13 protein-coding genes and 2 pseudogenes are annotated in these 17,732 nt (G+C 70.6%); 4 read left to right on the top strand and 11 right to left on the bottom strand.

The window, feature by feature from the left end; translation table 11 throughout:
• Nucleotides 1-16: 16 nt before the first annotated feature.
• Nucleotides 17-1,816: a gamma-glutamyltransferase gene (gene ggt / locus EJ357_RS38285; protein ID WP_126396237.1), complete on the bottom strand. Its 1,800-nt coding sequence runs from the start codon at nt 1,814-1,816 to the stop codon at nt 17-19.
• Between the two features lie 142 nt (nt 1,817-1,958).
• Between ggt and EJ357_RS38280 the strand changes: the two genes are divergently transcribed.
• Together EJ357_RS38280 and EJ357_RS38275 are read left to right on the top strand one after the other, a co-directional pair.
• Nucleotides 1,959-2,717 (top strand): hypothetical protein, encoded by a 759-nt coding sequence (locus EJ357_RS38280; RefSeq protein WP_175647669.1) that lies wholly within the window; start codon nt 1,959-1,961, stop codon nt 2,715-2,717.
• 116 nt (nt 2,718-2,833) lie between these two features.
• Nucleotides 2,834-4,402 (top strand): CocE/NonD family hydrolase, encoded by a 1,569-nt coding sequence (locus tag EJ357_RS38275; RefSeq protein WP_126396236.1) that lies wholly within the window; start codon nt 2,834-2,836, stop codon nt 4,400-4,402.
• 339 nt (nt 4,403-4,741) lie between these two features.
• On the opposite strand, the gene EJ357_RS38270 is transcribed toward EJ357_RS38275, so the two are convergent.
• Nucleotides 4,742-5,149 (bottom strand): DUF6278 family protein, encoded by a 408-nt coding sequence (locus tag EJ357_RS38270; protein WP_126396235.1) that lies wholly within the window; start codon nt 5,147-5,149, stop codon nt 4,742-4,744.
• A gap of 229 nt (nt 5,150-5,378) precedes the next feature.
• Between EJ357_RS38270 and EJ357_RS38265 the strand changes: the two genes are divergently transcribed.
• Nucleotides 5,379-7,145: an SGNH/GDSL hydrolase family protein gene (locus EJ357_RS38265; RefSeq protein WP_126400558.1), complete on the top strand. Its 1,767-nt coding sequence runs from the start codon at nt 5,379-5,381 to the stop codon at nt 7,143-7,145.
• A gap of 107 nt (nt 7,146-7,252) precedes the next feature.
• Here the strand turns inward: EJ357_RS38265 and EJ357_RS38260 are convergent, their stop codons facing one another.
• The 4 genes and pseudogenes from EJ357_RS38260 to EJ357_RS38245 all read right to left on the bottom strand — a co-directional run.
• A complete protein-coding gene (locus tag EJ357_RS38260) occupies nt 7,253-8,032 on the bottom strand; it encodes an exodeoxyribonuclease III (protein ID WP_126396234.1) in 780 nt (259 codons plus the stop codon).
• Between the two features lie 56 nt (nt 8,033-8,088).
• Complete coding sequence (locus EJ357_RS38255; protein ID WP_126396233.1) at nt 8,089-8,724, bottom strand: MBL fold metallo-hydrolase; 636 nt, start codon at nt 8,722-8,724, stop codon at nt 8,089-8,091.
• A 44-nt stretch (nt 8,725-8,768) separates the two neighbouring features.
• Complete coding sequence (gene pcaDC / locus EJ357_RS38250; protein ID WP_126396232.1) at nt 8,769-10,067, bottom strand: bifunctional 3-oxoadipate enol-lactonase/4-carboxymuconolactone decarboxylase PcaDC; 1,299 nt, start codon at nt 10,065-10,067, stop codon at nt 8,769-8,771.
• Between the two features lie 408 nt (nt 10,068-10,475).
• Nucleotides 10,476-11,174 (bottom strand): annotated as a pseudogene (locus tag EJ357_RS38245) (transposase family protein); the annotation flags it as partial.
• A 193-nt stretch (nt 11,175-11,367) separates the two neighbouring features.
• On the opposite strand from EJ357_RS38245, the pseudogene EJ357_RS38240 reads away from it, so the two are divergent.
• A pseudogene (locus EJ357_RS38240) lies at nt 11,368-12,291 on the top strand (transposase); the annotation flags it as partial.
• Nucleotides 12,292-12,703: 412 nt separating this feature from the next.
• Here the strand turns inward: EJ357_RS38240 and EJ357_RS38230 are convergent.
• The 5 genes from EJ357_RS38230 to EJ357_RS38210 are packed head-to-tail and all read right to left on the bottom strand — an operon-like array spanning nt 12,704 to nt 17,658.
• Nucleotides 12,704-14,107, bottom strand: coding sequence for an aldehyde dehydrogenase family protein (locus tag EJ357_RS38230; RefSeq protein WP_126396230.1), 1,404 nt, complete (start codon nt 14,105-14,107; stop codon nt 12,704-12,706).
• Nucleotide 14,108: 1 nt separating this feature from the next.
• Nucleotides 14,109-15,050, bottom strand: coding sequence for a carbohydrate kinase family protein (locus EJ357_RS38225; protein ID WP_126396229.1), 942 nt, complete (start codon nt 15,048-15,050; stop codon nt 14,109-14,111).
• The gene (locus tag EJ357_RS38220) at nt 15,047-15,727 is read right to left on the bottom strand and encodes a class II aldolase/adducin family protein (protein ID WP_126396228.1); all 681 of its coding nucleotides are present in this window, start codon (nt 15,725-15,727) and stop codon (nt 15,047-15,049) included. Before EJ357_RS38220 ends, EJ357_RS38225 begins: the two co-directional genes overlap by 4 nt.
• 1 nt (nt 15,728) lies before the next feature.
• Nucleotides 15,729-16,214, bottom strand: coding sequence for an SRPBCC family protein (locus EJ357_RS38215; protein ID WP_126396227.1), 486 nt, complete (start codon nt 16,212-16,214; stop codon nt 15,729-15,731).
• A gap of 37 nt (nt 16,215-16,251) precedes the next feature.
• On the bottom strand, nt 16,252-17,658 hold the full coding sequence (locus EJ357_RS38210; protein WP_126396226.1) for a flavin monoamine oxidase family protein: 1,407 nt from the start codon (nt 17,656-17,658) through the stop codon (nt 16,252-16,254).
• Nucleotides 17,659-17,732: the final 74 nt, after the last annotated feature.

Below are 17,732 nucleotides of genomic sequence, written 5' to 3'. Positions count from 1 at the left end.
CGCTGGGCGACAGGGCCTACGGCGCCGGGTGTACCACCATCGCCGAGCCGCCGCCCCTGCGTACCTTCTCGGCGGCGGCCAGCCACTTGCCGTTCGGCAGCCGCTGCACACCGGTAGCCGCGCCGATCTCGGGGTTCTGCCGGAAGCCGTGGCCGATCGCTTCCAGCTGAGCCCTCAACGGGCTGTTCCACAGGCCCGGTTCGAGCTCGGTGGTGGTCTGGTTGCGCTGGCTGGCGCGCGGCGCGGCGATCGCGTCGACCAGCGGCAGACCCCGGTCGAGGAACCCGGTCAGGGTCTGGAGCACGGTGGTGATGATGGTGGCGCCGCCGGGCGAACCGAGCGCCACGACCGGCTTGTCGTGCTGGTCCAGCACGATCGTCGGCGACATCGACGAGCGCGGCCGCTTGCCCGGCCCCGGCAGGTTCGGATCGTGGACCGCCGGGCTGGCCGGCGTGAAGGAGAAGTCCGTCAGCTCGTTGTTGAGGATGAAGCCCCGGCCCGGGACCGTGATGCCGCTGCCGCCGGTCTGCTCGATGGTCAGCGTGTACGAGACGACGTTGCCCCACTTGTCCGCCACCGTGAGGTGGGTCGTGCTGTCGCCCTCGTAGGTGGTCGGAGCCGCCGTACCGCTCGCGTCGCAGTCCGCCGGATTGCGCGGGTCGCCCGGCGCGACCGGGCTCGTCAGCACCGCGGCGTCCTTGATCAGGCACTCCCGCGAGTCGGCGTACCGCTGCGACAGCAGCTCCTTGGTCGGTACGTCCTCGAAGGCGGGGTCACCGACCCAGCGCCCGCGGTCCGCGAACGCGATGCGGCTGGCCTCGATGTAGCGGTGCAGGTACTGGACGTCGCTCGCCTTCGACAGGTCCGTGTTCTCCAGGATGTTGAGCGCCTCGCCGACGGTCGTGCCGCCGGAGGAGGAGGGCGCCATGGAGTAGACGCCGAGACCTTCGTACGAGGTCCTGGTGGGCGCCTGGGACTTGGTGCGGTAGGTGGCCAGGTCCTTGGCGGACAGGTCGCCGGGGCGGGCCTTCCAACCGGAACCCGGGTCCACCGGAGGATGGTTGACCGTGTCGACGATGTCCTCGGCGAGGTCGCCCCGGTACAGCGTGCCGACGCCCTTCCTCGCCAACTCCGCGTAGGTACGGGCGAGATCGGGGTTCTTGAAGGTGGAGCCGACGACGGGGAGCGCCCCGTTCGGCAGGAACAGCTTGGCCGTGTCCGGGAAGTAGCGGAACCGGGTCTCGTTCGAGGCGGTCTGCGCGCGGAAGGTGTCGTCGACGGTGAAGCCGTCCCGGGCGAGCCGCTCCGCGGGCTTCAGCAGGGCGCCGAGCCCTCTGCTCCCCCACTTGTCCAGCGCCTTCTGCCAAGTGGCGGGCGTGCCCGGGGTTCCGACGCTCAGGCCGCTGCTGACGGCCTCGGCGAAGGGGATCGCCGTGCCGTTCTCCAAGAAGAGACCGGAGTCGGCGGTCAGGGGCGCGGTCTCGCGGCCGTCGATGGTCTGCACCGTACGGGACTTGGCGTCGTAGTAGACGAAGTAGCCGCCTCCGCCGATGCCGGCGGAGTAGGGCTCGGTGACGCCGAGCGCGGCGGCCGTGGCCACGGCGGCGTCGACGGCGTTGCCGCCCTTGCGCAGGACCTCGATGCCGGCCGCGGAGGCGTCCGCGTCGACGCTGGAGACCGCACCTCCGTACCCGACGGCGACCGGGGCCTTCTCGACTGCCGTGCGCTCGGCACCGGGTGGCGCTGCCGCCCCCACCGAGACCACGGCGGCCGAGACCGCCAGGACCGACAGTTTTCGCGCGACAGGGCGACGCATCCGCACCTCCAGTCAGGACCGTCCGCGCAGCGTAACCGCATTGCCGGGGTCCCGACAGACCCACTCGAGCAGCCGTAACGCGAACGCCACAGGTCGAACACCGGTACGTACCGGCCACACGGGCCCGCTAGCATGCGCGCCCATGAATGACGACGTGCGCAACATCGTCCTGGGCGTGGTCGCGGCCGGCATCAGTGCCGCGCTCGGCTGGCTTGCCCGCACCTACTTGTGGAAGCGCAAGCTCCGCCGCAAGCAGGCGTTCTTCGGGCTGCCCGACAACGCGGAGTCCTTGCTGGTGGTCAACCGCGGAGCCGGCGGGCCGGAGCTGACGGTGATGCGGTACGACGTGTTCGCCCTGCTCGAACTCGCCGCCCTGATCAAGGACTGCAACGCCCACGCCCAGATCGTCCCGCACGACACGGCACGCCAGGGCTTCGGCGAACGCACCGAGTTCTGCGTCGGCGGCCCGGCCTCGAACCGCCGTATGACGGCGCACCTGGCCTCCCTGTTGCCCGGTGTACGAGTGAACGTCGACGCCGAACCGGGCCCGGACCGGGGCGCCTTCCAGGTCGGCTCGGAGCGCTACCGAGTGGACGTCGGCAAGGAGGAGTACGCGCTGCTCGCCCGGCTCACCGTCGGACAGAGCCACGAAACCCGTCCCGTCTTCCTCTTCTGCGGGCAGACCGCCATCACCAACCAGGCCGCCACCCGCTACCTCGCCCGCAACCACGAGCGGCTGTCCCGCAAGCACGGCAACAACTCCGTCGTCCTGCTGCTGAAGGTGGTCAACTCGCAGGCGTACGGCCCGGATGTGGTGGAGCTGGTCGCGGACGTGACACGGGCGGCGCAGACAGCGCTGCCGACACCGGCGGCTCCGCGCAACACCCACCGAGCCTCCTGAGGTTCATCACATTCCGGTAATCGTTACTGCCACGTAACTTACCGACGGGTTACTTGCGGTAAGGGGGCGAGGTTACCGTTCGGTCACTTTGCACTGACACGAGTGAGGAGTGACCCGTGGGAACCCATCGCAAGGCCCTGCGTACGACCGCCGTGGGCGCCGTCTCCGCGACACTGATCGCCGGTAGCGCCCTCGGGCTCGCCCCCGCCGCCCAAGCGGCCCCGAACGGCGTCCGCTTCGTCGACATCACCGGCGACGGCGGCACCACCCTCAAGGCGAACGTCATCACGCCGGCCGGCGCCGACGGCACGCGCCGCTACCCGCTGCTCGTGCTGCCCACGAGCTGGGGCCTGCCCCAGGTCGAGTACTTCGCCCAGGCCCAGAAGCTCGCTAACTCGGGCTACGTCGTGGTCAGTTACAACGTGCGCGGCTTCTGGCAGTCGGGTGGCGAGATAGAAGTGGCGGGCCCGCCCGACATAGCCGACGCGTCCAAGGTCATCGACTGGGCGCTCGCCAACACCCCGGCCGACGCGAAGCTCGTCGGCATGGCGGGCGTCTCGTACGGCGCCGGCATCAGCCTGCTGACGGCCGCGCACGACAAACGGGTCAAGGCGGTCGCCGCCCTCAGCGGCTGGGCCGACCTCATCGGCTCGATCTACTCCGGCCGCACCCAGCACGTCCAGGCGGCCGGACTGCTGGACGGGGCGAGCATCGTCACCGGCCGGCAGAGCGCCGAAGTCCGGCAGATCTTCGACGACTTCTACGCCTCCAACCTGTCCAAGGAACAGGACATGATCAACTGGGGGAAGAAACGTTCGGTCGCTACATACCTGGACCAACTGAACAAGAACGGCGCCGCGCTCATGCTGGCCAACGCCTGGGGCGACACGATCTTCCCGCCCAACCAGTACGCGGACTTCTACGAGAAGCTGACCGGCCCGAAGCGGCTGGAGTTCCGGCCGGGCGACCACGCCACCGCCGAGCTCACCGGACTGTTCGGCCTGCCCAACGACGTGTGGACGGACACCGAGCGCTGGTTCGACCACTACCTCAAGGGCGAGGACAACGGCATCAACCGTGAGCTGCCGGTCCAGCTCAAGTCCCGCTCCACGGGCGGCTACGAGGGCTACCCGGACTGGAAGTCGGTGGGCGCGACGAACAGGAAGATCGCCCTCGGCGGTACGACCACCATCCGCACGAACGTCAACTCGGGCGCCGACGGCGGGGTCGTCTTCCTGTCCAGCATCCTCGACCAGGTGGCCCAACTGCCCCCGGTGGCCTCGATCCCGCTGATCCCCCGGCTCTGGGCGGGCGTATGGCAGTCGGAGAAGTACGCCACGGCTCAACGTGTGCGCGGTACGGCGAAGTTGCACACCACCGTCACCCCGACCAAGGAGAGCGGCACCCTCGTCGCCTACCTCTACGACGTGGGCCCGCTCGGCCTCGGCAAGCTGGTCAGCAACGCGCCCTACACCTTCCATGGACGCACGCCCGGAAAGCCGTTCACCGTGGACCTGGAGTTGTACTCCACGGCCTACGACGTCCCGGCAGGGCACCGGCTCGCCCTGGTCGTCGACACGGTCGACCCGCTCTACATCGAGCACAACCCGTCCGGCGCGCGGCTGACCTTCTCCTCGCCGGCGAACGACCCGTCATACGTGTCGATTCCACTGCGCGAACAGTGATCTCCGGCCGGCGCCGGACGGGTATGGCTCTATGACTGCCGCCCCCTGCTGCCCCTGGACCCAGGGGCCGTGGGGGATCCCCACCCGGCAGCAGCGTCCCTGGTCGCGGCCGGAGCGATCGCCACAGCCTTGGGGACGGACGGAACATCGTAGTCGAGGTCGGACGCGGGCAGGATTCCGGTGCGGTGGATGGTGGCGCTCCCCCAGTCACAATCAACGATTGCCGCAAACTATCCAGGCAAAGGCTTACTTAATACTCGACACGCACTTTTCGGACATAAGCCGTATTTACTCCGCCTTTATGTCATGTACGGCCATGCCGAAGCACGGGACGGAGGCTCACGCCTCCGCCACCTCCGCGTACAACTGCGACAGCTCCGGCACCCCGTTCGCCGCCCACTCCTGCCCCGAGGTCACGACGTCGAACTCACGGCCGGAGGCGAGCCGGACGACCGGCTGACCGTCCGGCCAGATCCTCCAGGCGGCACCGGGCACGGTGCGCACGATGACGGTGCCGAGATACAGACCGGCGTCATTGCCCAGCCAGGGCAGGACCTCCTCGTCGTCCCGCCAGCGCGGCACCATCTGGTCGAGCGCCTCCAACGAGGCCGCGGTGTCGTCGAGTTGGATCCCCGCCCGGGACGCGTGGGAACGCAGGAGTTCGCACTCGGAGAGCAGTTCGGCGATGCCCTCGGGATCGGGGGCCCCGCGCTTCTCGGGCCGGTGGCCCAGAAAAGGGATCTTCATACGTCAAGCGTGTCATTCGTACTGCCGAACGCACCACAGGCGCGCGGGCCGCCGATTCCGGTCGAGTTCACGCCGACTTCGGGCATGGCTCGTTGACGGGTCACGGGTGCCTCTCTACTTTCTCGGTGCGTCTTGCGTCTCGACTGAGGGTCTCGCCCGAAGCCTCACCCGAACTTGTCATGTGCAGTCATACGCAGTCCTGAGCGGTCGTGAACGGGAGGAGTCGGAGTTGCGCCGATGTGTGTGGGGATCCACGGTCGTCCTAGCTCTGTTCGCGGCCCTGGTGCCGGGGGTCTCCGCGCAGGCGGCCACCGAGTACAGAGCCAAGCCGCTTCCGCTGGAGCGGCTCTTCGACAACGTGGCCGTCAGCGACGACGCCCGGCCCGCCGAGGCGGACTTCGACGGGTCGGGCGCCTCCCTGTCGGCGCAGGACCTCTCGGCGGCGGGCTGGACACCCGGCCGCGCGCTCACCGTGCAGGGTGCCCGGCTGACCTGGCCGAAGCGGCAGCCGGGCGAGCCCGACAACGTCCGCGCCGGCGGCCAGGACGTGCGGGTGGGCGGCCGCGGCGACGCGCTCGCGTTCCTGGTGGCGGGCACGAACGGCACCGCCGACGGCGGAACGGGGACGGTGCTGTACACCGACGGCACCCGGTCCGCCTACCGCCTGACCGCGCCCGACTGGCGCACCGGACCGCTCGCCACCAAGGCCGTGGCCCTGCCGCACATCAACACCCGAGCGGGTCAACTCGCCGAGCGGGCCCGGCTGTACGTCGTGACCGTGCCGCTGGTGGTGGGGCGCCGGGTTGCCTCCGTACGGCTGCCGCAGGCGAGCGGGCTGCATGTGTTCGCGGTCTCCGTGCGGGCCCCCGCTCCGGGCTGGACGGGGAGTTGGGCGGCCGCGACGGGCGGCTATCCGACCGTGGGCCCGTGGACCGACCGGACGTTGCGGCTGGTCGTGCACACCTCGGCGGGCGGGCCGCGGGTGCGGCTGCGGTTCGACAACACCTTCGCGGCGGCGCCGGTACGGATCGGCAGCGCCACGGTGGCGGTGCAGCAGGCGGGCGCGGCGGCGCGGGGCACGCCGGTCGCGGTGACCTTCCGGGGCACGGCGGGCGTCGAGATCCCGGCGGGGGCGCAGGCGTACAGCGATCCGCTCGCCTTCCAGGTGCCGGCGGACACCAATCTGCTGGTCAGCTTCCATCTGCCGGGGACCGTGCCGGCGGCACCGGTGCACCGGCTCGCGCAGCAACGGTCGTATGTGAGCGGGCCGGGCGACCATACGGCGGACGGCTCCGCGGCGCCGTACGGGACCGTCCTGACCAGTTGGCCGCTGCTGACCGGCGTCGACGTGGGCGGCGGGCCCGGGTCCGTGGTGCTGCTCGGGGACTCGATCACCGACGGCGACAAGTCCACGACGGACGCCAACCGGCGGTGGCCCAATGTGCTGGCCACACGGCTGCTGAACCAGAGTGTGGTCCCGCACTATGGGGTGCTCAACCAGGGGATCTCCGGAAACCGTGTGGTCAGCGACCGCTATCCCGGTGACGGGGTGTCTACGGACACGGCCGGGGTGAGCGCCCTCTACCGGTTCGACCGGGATGTTCTGGCCCAGACGTCGGCGCGTACGGCGGTGGTGTTCGAGGGCGTCAACGATGTGCGGTGGCAGACCACGGCCGAGCAGGTCATCGCGGGACTGCGTGAGATCGCCGACCGGGGACACGCGCGGGGACTGCGGATGCTGGTGGCGACGATCCTGCCCTGCGAGGGGGAGGCGCGGTGCACGGCGGCAGTTGACGCGGAGCGCCTCAAGGTGAACCAGTGGATCCGCACGAGCGCCGGGTTCGACGGTGTGCTCGACTTCGACGCCGTGATCCGGGACCCGGCGCGGCCTTCCCGGATGCTCCCCGCGTACGACAGTGGGGACCATCTGCATCCGGGGGACGCGGGGCTCGCCGCGCTGGCCGAGTCGGTCGATCTGCGGGCGTTTGTGAGGTGACCCGGCGTCGGGGTCGCCGCCCCCGGGGGCTCTGCCCCCGGCCTCCCGTATCGGCCTGAACGGCCTCGTCCCCCAACGCCGGACGGGCTGGTTGTGCCCGGCCTCGGCTATACGTCGAGGTCCACCACCACGGGCGCATGGTCCGACGCGCCCTTGCCCTTGCGCTCCTCGCGGTCCACGTAGGAGTCGGTGACCGCCTTCGCGAACGGCTCGTTGCCGTACACCAGGTCGATGCGCATGCCGCGGTTCTTGGGGAAGCAGAGCTGGCGGTAGTCCCAGTAGGTGTACGGGTGGTCGTACTTGAGGGGGCGCGGGACCACGTCGGACAGGCCGGACTCGCGCAGGGAGGCGAGGGCGGCGCGCTCGGCGGGGGTGACGTGGGTGAGGCCCTCGAAGGCGGCCACGTCGTAGACGTCGTCGTCCGTCGGGGCGACGTTGTAGTCGCCCAGCACCGCGAACGGGCGGCTGCCGCCCGCGTCGCCCGCGACGGCCGCCTTGAGTGCCTCGAACCACTGGAGCTTGTAGGCGTAGTGGGGGTGGTCCACCTCACGGCCGTTGGGCACGTACACCGACCAGACCCGGACCGGGCCGCAGGTCGCGGAGATGGCGCGGGGTTCCTGCACGCCGTCGTAGCCGGGGTCGCCGGGCAGGCCCTTGACGACGTCCTTGAGGCCGACGCGGGAGAGCACCGCCACGCCGTTCCACCGGCCGGTGGCGTTGACCGCCGCCTCGTAGCCGAGGTCGCGCAGCGGGTCGAACGGGAACTGGCCCTCGGCGAGCTTGGCCTCCTGGAGGCACAGCACGTCGGTGCCGCTGCTCTCCAGCCAGGCCAGGAGCCTCGGCAGGCGAGCGGTGATCGAGTTCACGTTCCAGGTCGCGATGCGCATGCCTGACAACCTACCGGGCGGGACTGACAACCCGGCCCCGCCCAGGGTGGGACCGCTCACACCTGCGCCGAGTCCCCCGGCGACAGGCGCAGATGCTCCGAGCCGCCCAGGCCGCCGATCTGGCGGTCGTAGATCGGGCGGGCCAGGTCGGTGAGCAGGGCGTCGTGGATGTCGTAGGCGCGCTGCGGCTTGACCTCGCGGACGTAGTCGATGACCTCCGAGATCTTGTTCCAAGGGGCCATGACCGGCAGCATCAGCGTCTCCACCGGACGGTCGGGGACGGTGAGGGCGTCGCCCGGGTGGAAGACCCGGCCGCCGTCGATGAGGTACCCCACGTTGGTGATGCGCGGGATGTCCGGGTGGATCACGGCGTGCAGCTCGCCGTGGACCTGGACGTCGAAGCCGGCGGCGGTGAAGGTGTCGCCGTGGCCGACGGTGTGCACCCGGCCCGGGAAGGCCGCGGAAACCTGCTCCGCCACGGACCTGAGCGTCCAGATCTCGGCGGCCGGGTTGGCCTCCATCGCCGCCCGCAGGCGCGCCTCGTCGAAGTGGTCGGGGTGCTCGTGTGTGACGAGGATCGCGTCCGCGCCGACGGCGGCGTCGTCCTCGCTGAATCCTCCGGGGTCGACAACGAGCGTGCGTCCGTCCTTTTCGAGCCGGACGCAGGCGTGCGACTTCTTCGTGAGCTTCATGGGTCCATCCTGGCGCGCGCTCCCGGCGGATGCCCCGAGGACCCTCACTCCTGCGGAGTGGTCTCCTCCCGTATGACCTGCTGCGCCACCTTGAAGGCACTGTTCGCCGCCGGGACGCCGCAGTAGACGGCCGCCTGCAGCAGCACTTCCTTGATCTCCACCGGGGTGAGGCCGTTGCGCAGGGCGGCGCGGACGTGGAAGGCGAGTTCCTCCAGATGACCGCCGGCGACCAGGGCGGTGAGGGTGACACAGCTGCGGGAGCGCCGGTCGAGGCCGGGTCTGTCCCAGATCTCGCCCCACGCGTACCGGGTGATGAACTCCTGGAAGTCCCCCGAGAACTCGTCCGCCTGCGCCAGCGCCCGGTCGACGTGCGCATCACCGAGCACCTCGCGACGGACCTTGATCCCCGCGTCGTACGGGTCCGGCCGGCCCGCCGTCTGCGGCGGTACGACGGCCGGCGCGATCTCGGCGACGGGAGCGGGCTGCGGGGGCGCGGCCGTCAGGACCGGCTTGACGGGGGCGGCCGGGATGGCGATCTGGCCGGTGGAGGAGTCGTAGGCGGGCTGCCAGGCGGTGGAGAAGTGCCGGACCAGCAGGTCGGTGACGGCGGCGGGCTGCTCGACCGGGACGAGGTGGGAGGCGCCCGGGACGACGGCGAGACGAGCGTCCGGTATGCCCGCGACCAGCGTGCGGGCCTCGGCGGGGCCGGTGACCTGGTCGTCCGAGCCGACGAGAACCAGGGTGGGCACGGCGACGCCACCGAGCTGTGACCGCACGTCGAAGGAGGCGAGTGCCTCGCAGGCGGCGATGTAGCAGCCCGGGTCGGTGGTGCGCACCATCTGCACCGCCCACTCGGTGATCGCCGGCTGGGCGGCGGCGAAGCCGGAGGTGAACCAGCGGTCGGGCGAGGTGCGGGCGATGGGGTCGAGGCCGTTCGTGCGCACGATCACACCCCGCTGCCGGAACTCGTCGGCCGTGCCGAAGCGCGGCGAGGCGGCGATCAGGGCGAGCGAGGCGATGCGCTCCGGGTGGCGCAGGGCCAGTTCGATGCCGAGGGCGCCGCCCAGCGCGCAGCCCGCGTAGCCGAAGCGCTGCACGCCGAGGCCGTCTAGGGTGGCGAGCAGCCGCTCCGCGAGATCGCCGACCGAGCCCGCCGGGTATGCCGGCGCTCCACCGTGTCCCGGCAGGTCGAACCGGAAGATACGCCACTGCTGGGCCAGCTCCGGTACCTGCCGGTCCCACATGTGCCATGTGGTACCCAGTGAGGGACCGAGGATCAGGACCGGGGCGTCTTCTGGCCCGTCAAAGCGGTATTGCAGGGTGTTCATCGGTGTCTCACTCACCCGCCCGACCCTCTCATCTGTCACGAGATGTCACATCGCCGGGGTGAACCTAGCGGGCCTTGCCCCGCTCCCGCACTGCCGAGCCTGCCGACGAGAGCCCAGCACCCGTGACCGTGTAGGTAGTGGGCCCTCCGGGCGCGTGCTCTCCTTCAGTCGCCCCGAGCAACGCTTTCCTCTTTGATCACGGCCTCCAGGCGGTTCGCGTTGCCGCATCAAGTGTGGTGGCACGGACGAGGCTCGGCGTGACTCACCTGGAACCCTTCCCGAATCCCGCCCAACAGCAGCTTGAACACCACACGGTGAACGCTTGGTAGAAGGCTTGGCCGTAGCCGCATGCTCTCAGTTACAGTCACTGATTCCTAATGCGGTCTGTCAAGCCGCGAGAGCGGTTGGCGGGGTGAGCTCGTCGCACCGTCCGTCGCGCAGCAGCCGCCAGGACTTGAGGGTGGCGACGGCCTGCTCGCCGCGGGCGCGGATCTTCGCGTGGGACCGGTTCACAGCCTTCTGGCCTGCGGACAGGGTCTCCCACCGTCCCCAGTACGGAGTGCGGACCGTGCCGCTGGCGCCTCGGTAGGCCTTGTCCGCCCAGCACGGGATGTCGGCGTCGGTGAGGGCGTCGAGGATGCCGTGTTCGCGGGCCGCACGGATGTCGTGGACGGCGCCGGGCAGGGCCGGTGAGGCCCACAGCAACCGACCGAAGGGGTCGGCGATGACCTGCACGTTCATCCCGTGCCTCTTGTGCTTGCCGGAGAAGAACGGCCGGTCCGCGGCGATGCGGTCGATCGGCAGGAGTGTGCCGTCCAGGATCACGAACGCCTTCACCGACGCGACCCGTACCGCGTCGGCCAGGCCGGGGGCGAGGGCGGCCAGGAGCTCGACAGCCTCGGCGACGTAGCGGTAGGCCGTCGTGGTGCCGACACCGAACCCGGCCGCCAGCTGGGCGTATGTGTGTCCCACCCGCAGGTGGGCGAGTGTGAGCAGAGCCTGGCGGCCGGCACTCAGGCGCCGCCAACGGGAGCCGATCGCACGGCGATGGCGCCGCAACTGCTGCGTGAGGAAGCGGAGGGCAGAGCTGGACACGTCGACGCCCGACGGGTAGACAAACACATGAAGCCTCTGGTGGAGACGGTTCTCTTGGTCGAAAACCCATCTACCAGGGGCTTCACTGCGTTGTCAGCCCAACGGCCTGACCCGGCAACCAGGTCGGAAAGGGCTCACGGGCACTCTTCTTGACTGAACGGCGTCGGGATCTCTGCGTTAGCGGGCCATCCACGCGGCAGGCACGCTGCGCCGCAGGCGGCATCCTGGTGCCGAGATCGTGTGCCGCGACGGCTCGGCCGCCTACGCCGAGGCCATCCGCCGCGCCCTGCCCGACGCGGTGCAGGTCAGCGACCGATGGCACCTCTGGCGCAACCTCTGCGACAAGTCCAGATCGAGGTCCGCGCGCACACCGGATGCTGGGCCACCATCAATCCGACCCGCCCTGGTGGAGTACGCGAGCAGACCACCCGCGAACGCTGGAACAAGATCCACGACCTCCTCGGCCAGGGCGTCGGCCTGCTCGACTGCTCCCGCCGCCTCGGAGTGGCCCTGAATACCGTCAAACGCTACGCCCGCATGCCCGAGCCCCAGGCCCTGCGCATCGCCCCCACCTACCGGCCCACCCTCGTCGACCCCTACCGCGACCATCTGCGCGCCCGCCGCGCGGCCGAACCGGCAGTTCCTGTCACCCAACTGCTGAGAGATAAGGGAGCTGGGCTACACCGGCAGCGCGAACCTCCTGGTCCACTACCTCAACCAGGGCCGCGCCGAAGGCGACCGCCCCGTCACCACCCCACGTCACGCCAGCCGCCTCCTGCTCACCGACCCCGAAACCCTGCGCCCGAAGGAAACGACCCTGCTGGAGAAGATCGTCGCGGCCTGCCCGGAGATGACCGCACTCGCCGATCTCGTACGCGGCTTCGCCACCCTGCTGAAACCGGCCGAGGGCAACAACGTGAAACTCACCGAGTGGATCACAGCCGCCCGCGCCGTCGACCTACCCCACCTGCGCAGCTTCACCAGCGGCCTCGAAATCGACCGGCTCGCCGTGAACGCCGGACTCACCTTGCCCTACCACAACGGCCGCACCGAAGGCGTCAACACCCGCACCAAGAGGATCATGAGACAGATGCACAGACGCGCCGGATTCGACCTCCTCCGCCACCGCATCCTCCTGCCCTGACAGACACCCGGCGTCACCACCGACTACGGGCCAGAGCCACTCGGTTGACAGTCCCGAAGCCATCGACCCCGCACCCTCCAACGCCGCGTCAAGGGCCACAAGACCGAATGTTCCGAAGGCGGCCCGCCCTGCCGCGCCATGCAGGAGCTCGGCATACAACTCCCGCTGTAACGGATCGCCGCAAAGGCTGCCCGACTGCATGGGCACTGGGCGCGCGGCTGTGCGTGGTGCCCACCCGGGGGGCTCCCGGGCGGGCACCACGCATGGTTCAGGACGTCGTGCCTGTCACTGTGCCGCTCGACGTGGTCGCGTAGTACGTCACGACGGCGAGAACGCCCGAAGCTGCCGGTGCAGGCGGCGTACCCGCTGACGGCCGCACTGGTGCGGGCGTCGTCCTCTGCTCCCGCGAGTGTCACACCAGTAGGCGCAGCAGTCGTTCCTTCCAGGCGGTGAACGGCGGGTAGGCGAGCCGGAGCAGGTCGGGGAAGAGCGGCTTGTCCAGGACGGCCTTGGTGTGGCTGAAGGTGTCGATGGAGTGCTCGCCGTGGTAGCGGCCGAAGCCGCTTTCCCCGACGCCGCCGAACGGCAGCCCGGAGACGGTCAGATGGGCGTTGGGGACGCCGAAGGCCAGGGCGCCCGAGGAGGTCTCCGCGGTCAGGCGGCGCTTGCCGGCGGCGGAGGCGGTGAAGGCGTAGAGGGCCAGGGGTTTGTCCCGTTCTGTGATGAAGGAGATGGCCGCGTCCAGGTCGGGGACGGCGACGACGGGCAGGACGGGCCCGAAGATCTCCTCCTTCATCACCGGTGCTTCGGGGTCGACGTCGGCGAGAACGGTGGGGGCGATGTAGCGGCTGTCGCGGTCGTGGTCCCCGCCGACGACGGTGCGTCCGTCCTTGAGGAAGGCGACGAGCCGGTCGAAGTGGCGGGTGCTGACGATGCGGCCGTAGTCGGGGCCGGCGGCCGGGTCGTCGCCGTACATCTCGCGGACGGCTGAGGCCAGGTGGGGTTCCAGGGCGGTGGCCGTCTCGCCGACAGCGAGGACGTAGTCCGGTGCGACGCAGGTCTGGCCGGCGTTCATGAACTTGCCCCAGACGATGCGGCGGGCTGCTGTGGCCAGGTCGGCGCCGGGTTCCACCACGGCGGGACTCTTGCCGCCGAGTTCGAGGGTCAGCGGGGTGAGGTGGCGTGCGGCGGCGGTCATGACGATGCGGCCGACGGTGCCGTTGCCGGTGTAGAAGATGTGGTCGAAACGCTGTTCCAGCAGGGCCGTCGTCTCGGGGACGCCGCCCTCGACAACGGCCACCGCCTGCGGGTCGAGGTGGAGGGGCAGCAGCCGGGCGAGGGCGGCGGAGGTGGCGGGGGCGAGTTCGCTGGGTTTGACGACGGCGCAGTTGCCCGCGGCCAGCGCGCCGACCAGGGGCGCCAGCGCCAACTGCACCGGGTAGTTCCACGGGCTGATGATCAGGACGGTGCCCAGGGGTTCGCGGACCAGCCGGGCGCGTGCGGGCGCGAGGGCGAGGGGTACGCGGGTGCGGCGCGGGCGCAGCCATGCGTTCAGGTGGGCGAGTGTGTGGTCGATCTCGTTGACGGTGAACCCGAGCTCGGTGGTGAATGCCTCCGTCGGACTCTTCCCGAGATCGGCTCTCAGCGCCTCCTCCAGCTCCGGTGCGTGGTCCGTCAGCAGGCTTCGCAGGCCCCGCAGCTGGGCGCGCCGCCAGGCCACGGGTCTGGTCAGGCCGGTCGCGAACGCGGTATGCAGGCGGGAAACGGTGGCCGCGGCTTCGGTGCCGGGCGCCCGGGTGATGTCGATGCCGTCCATGTCAGTGGCACTCCAGGATGGGGGCTGTGGCTGCGAAGGTGTCGGCGGTGGCGAGGTCGAAGTCTCCGTGGTCGCTGCCGAGTCCCTGTGCGACCAGGGCGGCGGCGGTGCAGCCGAGTACGCCGCATTCGCGGAGGCTGCGGCCCAGGCCGAGGCCGCGCAGGAAGCCGGCCGTGAAGGCGTCGCCGCAGCCGGTGGTGTCCACCACGTCGACCGCGAAGGCCGGGATCTCGATCACCTCGTCGTCGGTGACGACCAGCGCACCGCGGGCGCCCCGGGTGATGGCGACGCACCCGACCCCTTCCGCGAGGAACCTGCGCGCACCCTCCTCCAGCGTTGACGCGCCGGTGAGCCCGAGCACCTGGTCCTCGTTGGGCAGCAGATGGTCCAGATACGGCAGCGCGGGCGCGATCCACTCGAACAGGCCGCTGTCGCCGGAGGCGAGCAGGTCGGCGGAGGTGACCACCCCCGCGGCCCGCGCGGGAGCGAGGATCTTCGCCGCGGCCTCACCGCCCATCAGCTCGGGCGCGCCCATGTGCAGATGAGTGGCCTGGGCGATCTGCGCGTGGGGGGCGTCGTCGGGCCCGTAGGCGATGTTCGCGCCCAGGACATGGAAAGCCGGCCGACTGCCGTCGGGCCGGATGGGCAGCACCGAGGCCGAGGTCTGGGCGCTGTCACGGCGCAGCACGAGAGAGGTGTCCACGCCGTGGCGGGCCAGCATGCTCAGCAGCAGGTCACCGATCGGGTCGGCGCCCACCGCGCCGGCCGTGCGCACCGCCGCACCCAGCTTGGCCAGGGTCAGCGCGGTACCGGCGGCCGTCCCCGCCGGGCTGAACCGGATCTGCTCCACCAGGGTCGCGCCCTGCCCCTGCGGGATGCTCTCGACCGGACGGACCTGCACGTCGAACACGTGGGCGCCGAGGGCTATGACTGTCTGACTCATCGGGTGCTGTCCTCTCCTGTGGGACGGGTGGTGCCGTAACCGCGCCGCAGCGCGGCGTTGACGACGGCGGTCTGCTGGTCGACGTCCAGGACCCGCGGTGTGCCGATCCGGGCGGCGCGCAGGTAAAGACCGCACGCCCACTCCAGCAACAAGGCGTTCTCGAGGGCTTTGTCCAGCGTCGGGCCGTACACGACCGCGCCATGGTTGGCCATCAGCGCCGCCGACCTGCCCTCCAGCGCCGCCAGCACCTCCTCGGCCAGCTCCGGGCTGCCGAACACGGCGAACGGCGCCACACGCACCGACCCGCCCAGCCCGAGCTGCTGATAGTGCACGCACGGCAGTTCATCAAGTACCAGGGACAACGCCGTGGCCTGCGGCGAATGCGTATGCACCACCGCACCGGCGCCGTACCGCTCATAGATCCCCAGATGCAGTTCCAGCTCCGACGTCGGCTCCAGACTCCCGGCGAGTACCCCGCCGTCCCGGCCGACCACCGTCACCTCCTCGGGCGTACACCGGCCCAGGACCGCACCCGTCGCGGTGACCGCGACCCGGTCCCCGTCACGCACGCTCACATTGCCCGCCGTACCGATCAGCAGCCCCTCACCGGCCAGCCGGTGACACGCCACCGCCACAGCACGACGCCGCTCTTCGAGGGACTCACTCGTCGCCGACATGTCACCGCTCCGTCGTCGAGTGCTCGGAACGGAGCAGGGTGTTGAGGTTGGCCATGGAGGTGCGCATGCCGGCGCGCATCGCGGGCTGCTGGATGGCGTCGAGGAGGAGCCCGAGCGGGCCGAGGCCGATGGTGTACTCGACCTGGTAGAGCATTTCGGTGGCTTCTCGGCCGTCGGCGCTCTGGACGGGTCGGAATTCGAAGGTGTTGGTGAGGTCCTGGAGCGGGGCGAAGCCGGTGCCGGTGTCGACGCGGCGTTTGAGGGGCTCGATCTCCTGGACGGTCCAGATGGAGTCGGTCTTGAGCGGGCCGAGGGTGCGGTTGCGTTCGGCGTAGGTCCTGCCGACGGTGGCGAGGCCGTGGTGGTCGGTGACCTCGATGGCGCCGGCGACCCACTCGGCGTAGCGGTCGGTGCGGGAGATGACGTCCCAGACCCGCTCGACGGGGGCGTCGATGACGGCGGTCTCGGCGACGAAGAATCGGTTCATGGCAGGGGTTTCCTTTGCTTGTCGGTGGTTGTCGGGCTCAGATCTGGTGGAGGAGTTCGGTGGCGGTGTGCTGGCCGGAGCGGACCGCGCCGTCCATGTAGCCGTTCCAGTACGGGGAGAACTCGGCGCCGGCCCAGTGCACGCGGTGGTGGGGGCGGCCCATCCACTGGCCGAAGTCGGTGAGGACGCCGGGGGCGGCGACGGCGGTGGGGCCGCCCTGGGTCCACTGCTCGGCGGTCCAGTCCTGCTCGACGTAGTCGACGGTGTCGAAGGCGCGCTCCCCGACGACCTGGGCGAAGCAGCGCAGGACGGCGCCGCGGCGCTCGGCGGCCGAGCGGTGGGCCCACTTGCGCCATTCCCTGCCGCCGAGGAAGCCCATCAGCACCCCCGGTCCGCCGTCGGGCGGGGTGTTGTCGAACATCTCGCGGATCGGGGAGCCGCCGCGCAGCAGGCCCATCCCGGACAGGCCCTCGGCCCGCCAGAACGGCCGGTCGTAGACGGCGACGCACTTCATCAGGGTGCCGAAGGGCAGGCGCTGGAACAGCTGGTCCTGCTGGGCCGGCAGCAGCGGGTCCCACACGATCCGCGAGGCCACCAGCGGCGGTACGGCCACGATCACCCGGCCGGCCCGCCAGTCACCGGCGTCCGAGACCACGGTGACACCGGTGGAGTCCTGGCTGACGCGGCGCACCGGCGCGTTGAGCTGGACCCGGCCGTCGAGTTCCTCGGCCAGACGCTGCGCGACCAGCTGGGAGCCGCCGACGAACCGGCTGTCCTGGGCGCCGCCGGTGGTGCCGGTGCCGCGCTCCATCGTGCCGGGATGGGTCTCGTCGCCGAACGTGGAGACGTACCAGAGGCTGAACAGCGCGGACGCGTCACGGGCCTCACCGCCGTAGGCGGAGTTCAGGAAGACGTTGACCAGATCGACGGCGGCGCCCGTGATCCCGGCCTTGCGCAGCCACGTCTCATAGGTCATACCGTCCAGCTCACGGGCGTTCGGGGCCCGCCACGGCGCCGCCGGATCCACCTTGGCCGCGGCCTGCCCGATGCGGGCCAGCGCGATACCCATCTCCGGCAGCGCCAGCGGGTCCGGCAGCAAGTGCCCCGAGAACCGCCTGGCCCTGCCGTTGCGCACGTACACGTTCTCACCCGGGACGGCGGCCCGGTAAGTGGCCACCCCGACCTCCTTGGCCAGCGCCAGGATGTGGTCCTGGGTGGGACCCACGAACTGCCCGCCGATCTCGGTGACCTGACCGTCGCCGAGACGGTGGTTGAGCAACCGGCCACCGACCCGAGCCCGGGCCTCCAGGACGGTCACGGACCTGCCCGCCGCGACGAGTTCCCGCGCCGCCGTCAGACCGGCCAGCCCCGCACCGATCACCACCACATCGGCTTCGTTCCTCTGGCGGCCCCGCGTGGGCGCACTGCTCTGTGAACCGGTCATGGACACTCCTAGGTGATGTTCGGCGCCCTTGATGAGTACGGCCGTACGGCGTGACAGCACCGCCACGGCAGGCA

This window comes from Streptomyces cyaneochromogenes (assembly GCF_003963535.1).
GTDB classification, from domain to species: Bacteria; Actinomycetota; Actinomycetes; order Streptomycetales; family Streptomycetaceae; genus Streptomyces; species Streptomyces shaanxiensis.
The sequence above is the reverse complement of the archived record's forward strand: the minus strand, read 5'-3'. Positions and strand labels throughout refer to the sequence as shown.

Bases quoted from the DNA above. Each gene is read 5' to 3' on its own strand.
- EJ357_RS38225 (WP_126396229.1), bottom strand. From the start codon at position 15,050: ATGAGTCAGACAGTCATAGCCCTCGGCGCCCACGTGTTCGACGTGCAG.
- EJ357_RS38215 (WP_126396227.1), bottom strand. From the start codon at position 16,214: ATGAACCGATTCTTCGTCGCCGAGACCGCCGTCATCGACGCCCCCGTC.
- EJ357_RS38230 (WP_126396230.1), bottom strand. From the start codon at position 14,107: ATGGACGGCATCGACATCACCCGGGCGCCCGGCACCGAAGCCGCGGCC.
- ggt (WP_126396237.1), bottom strand. From the start codon at position 1,816: ATGCGTCGCCCTGTCGCGCGAAAACTGTCGGTCCTGGCGGTCTCGGCC.
- EJ357_RS38220 (WP_126396228.1), bottom strand. From the start codon at position 15,727: ATGTCGGCGACGAGTGAGTCCCTCGAAGAGCGGCGTCGTGCTGTGGCG.
- EJ357_RS38260 (WP_126396234.1), bottom strand. From the start codon at position 8,032: ATGCGCATCGCGACCTGGAACGTGAACTCGATCACCGCTCGCCTGCCG.
- EJ357_RS38210 (WP_126396226.1), bottom strand. From the start codon at position 17,658: ATGACCGGTTCACAGAGCAGTGCGCCCACGCGGGGCCGCCAGAGGAAC.
- EJ357_RS38280 (WP_175647669.1), top strand. From the start codon at position 1,959: ATGAATGACGACGTGCGCAACATCGTCCTGGGCGTGGTCGCGGCCGGC.
- EJ357_RS38255 (WP_126396233.1), bottom strand. From the start codon at position 8,724: ATGAAGCTCACGAAGAAGTCGCACGCCTGCGTCCGGCTCGAAAAGGAC.
- EJ357_RS38270 (WP_126396235.1), bottom strand. From the start codon at position 5,149: ATGAAGATCCCTTTTCTGGGCCACCGGCCCGAGAAGCGCGGGGCCCCC.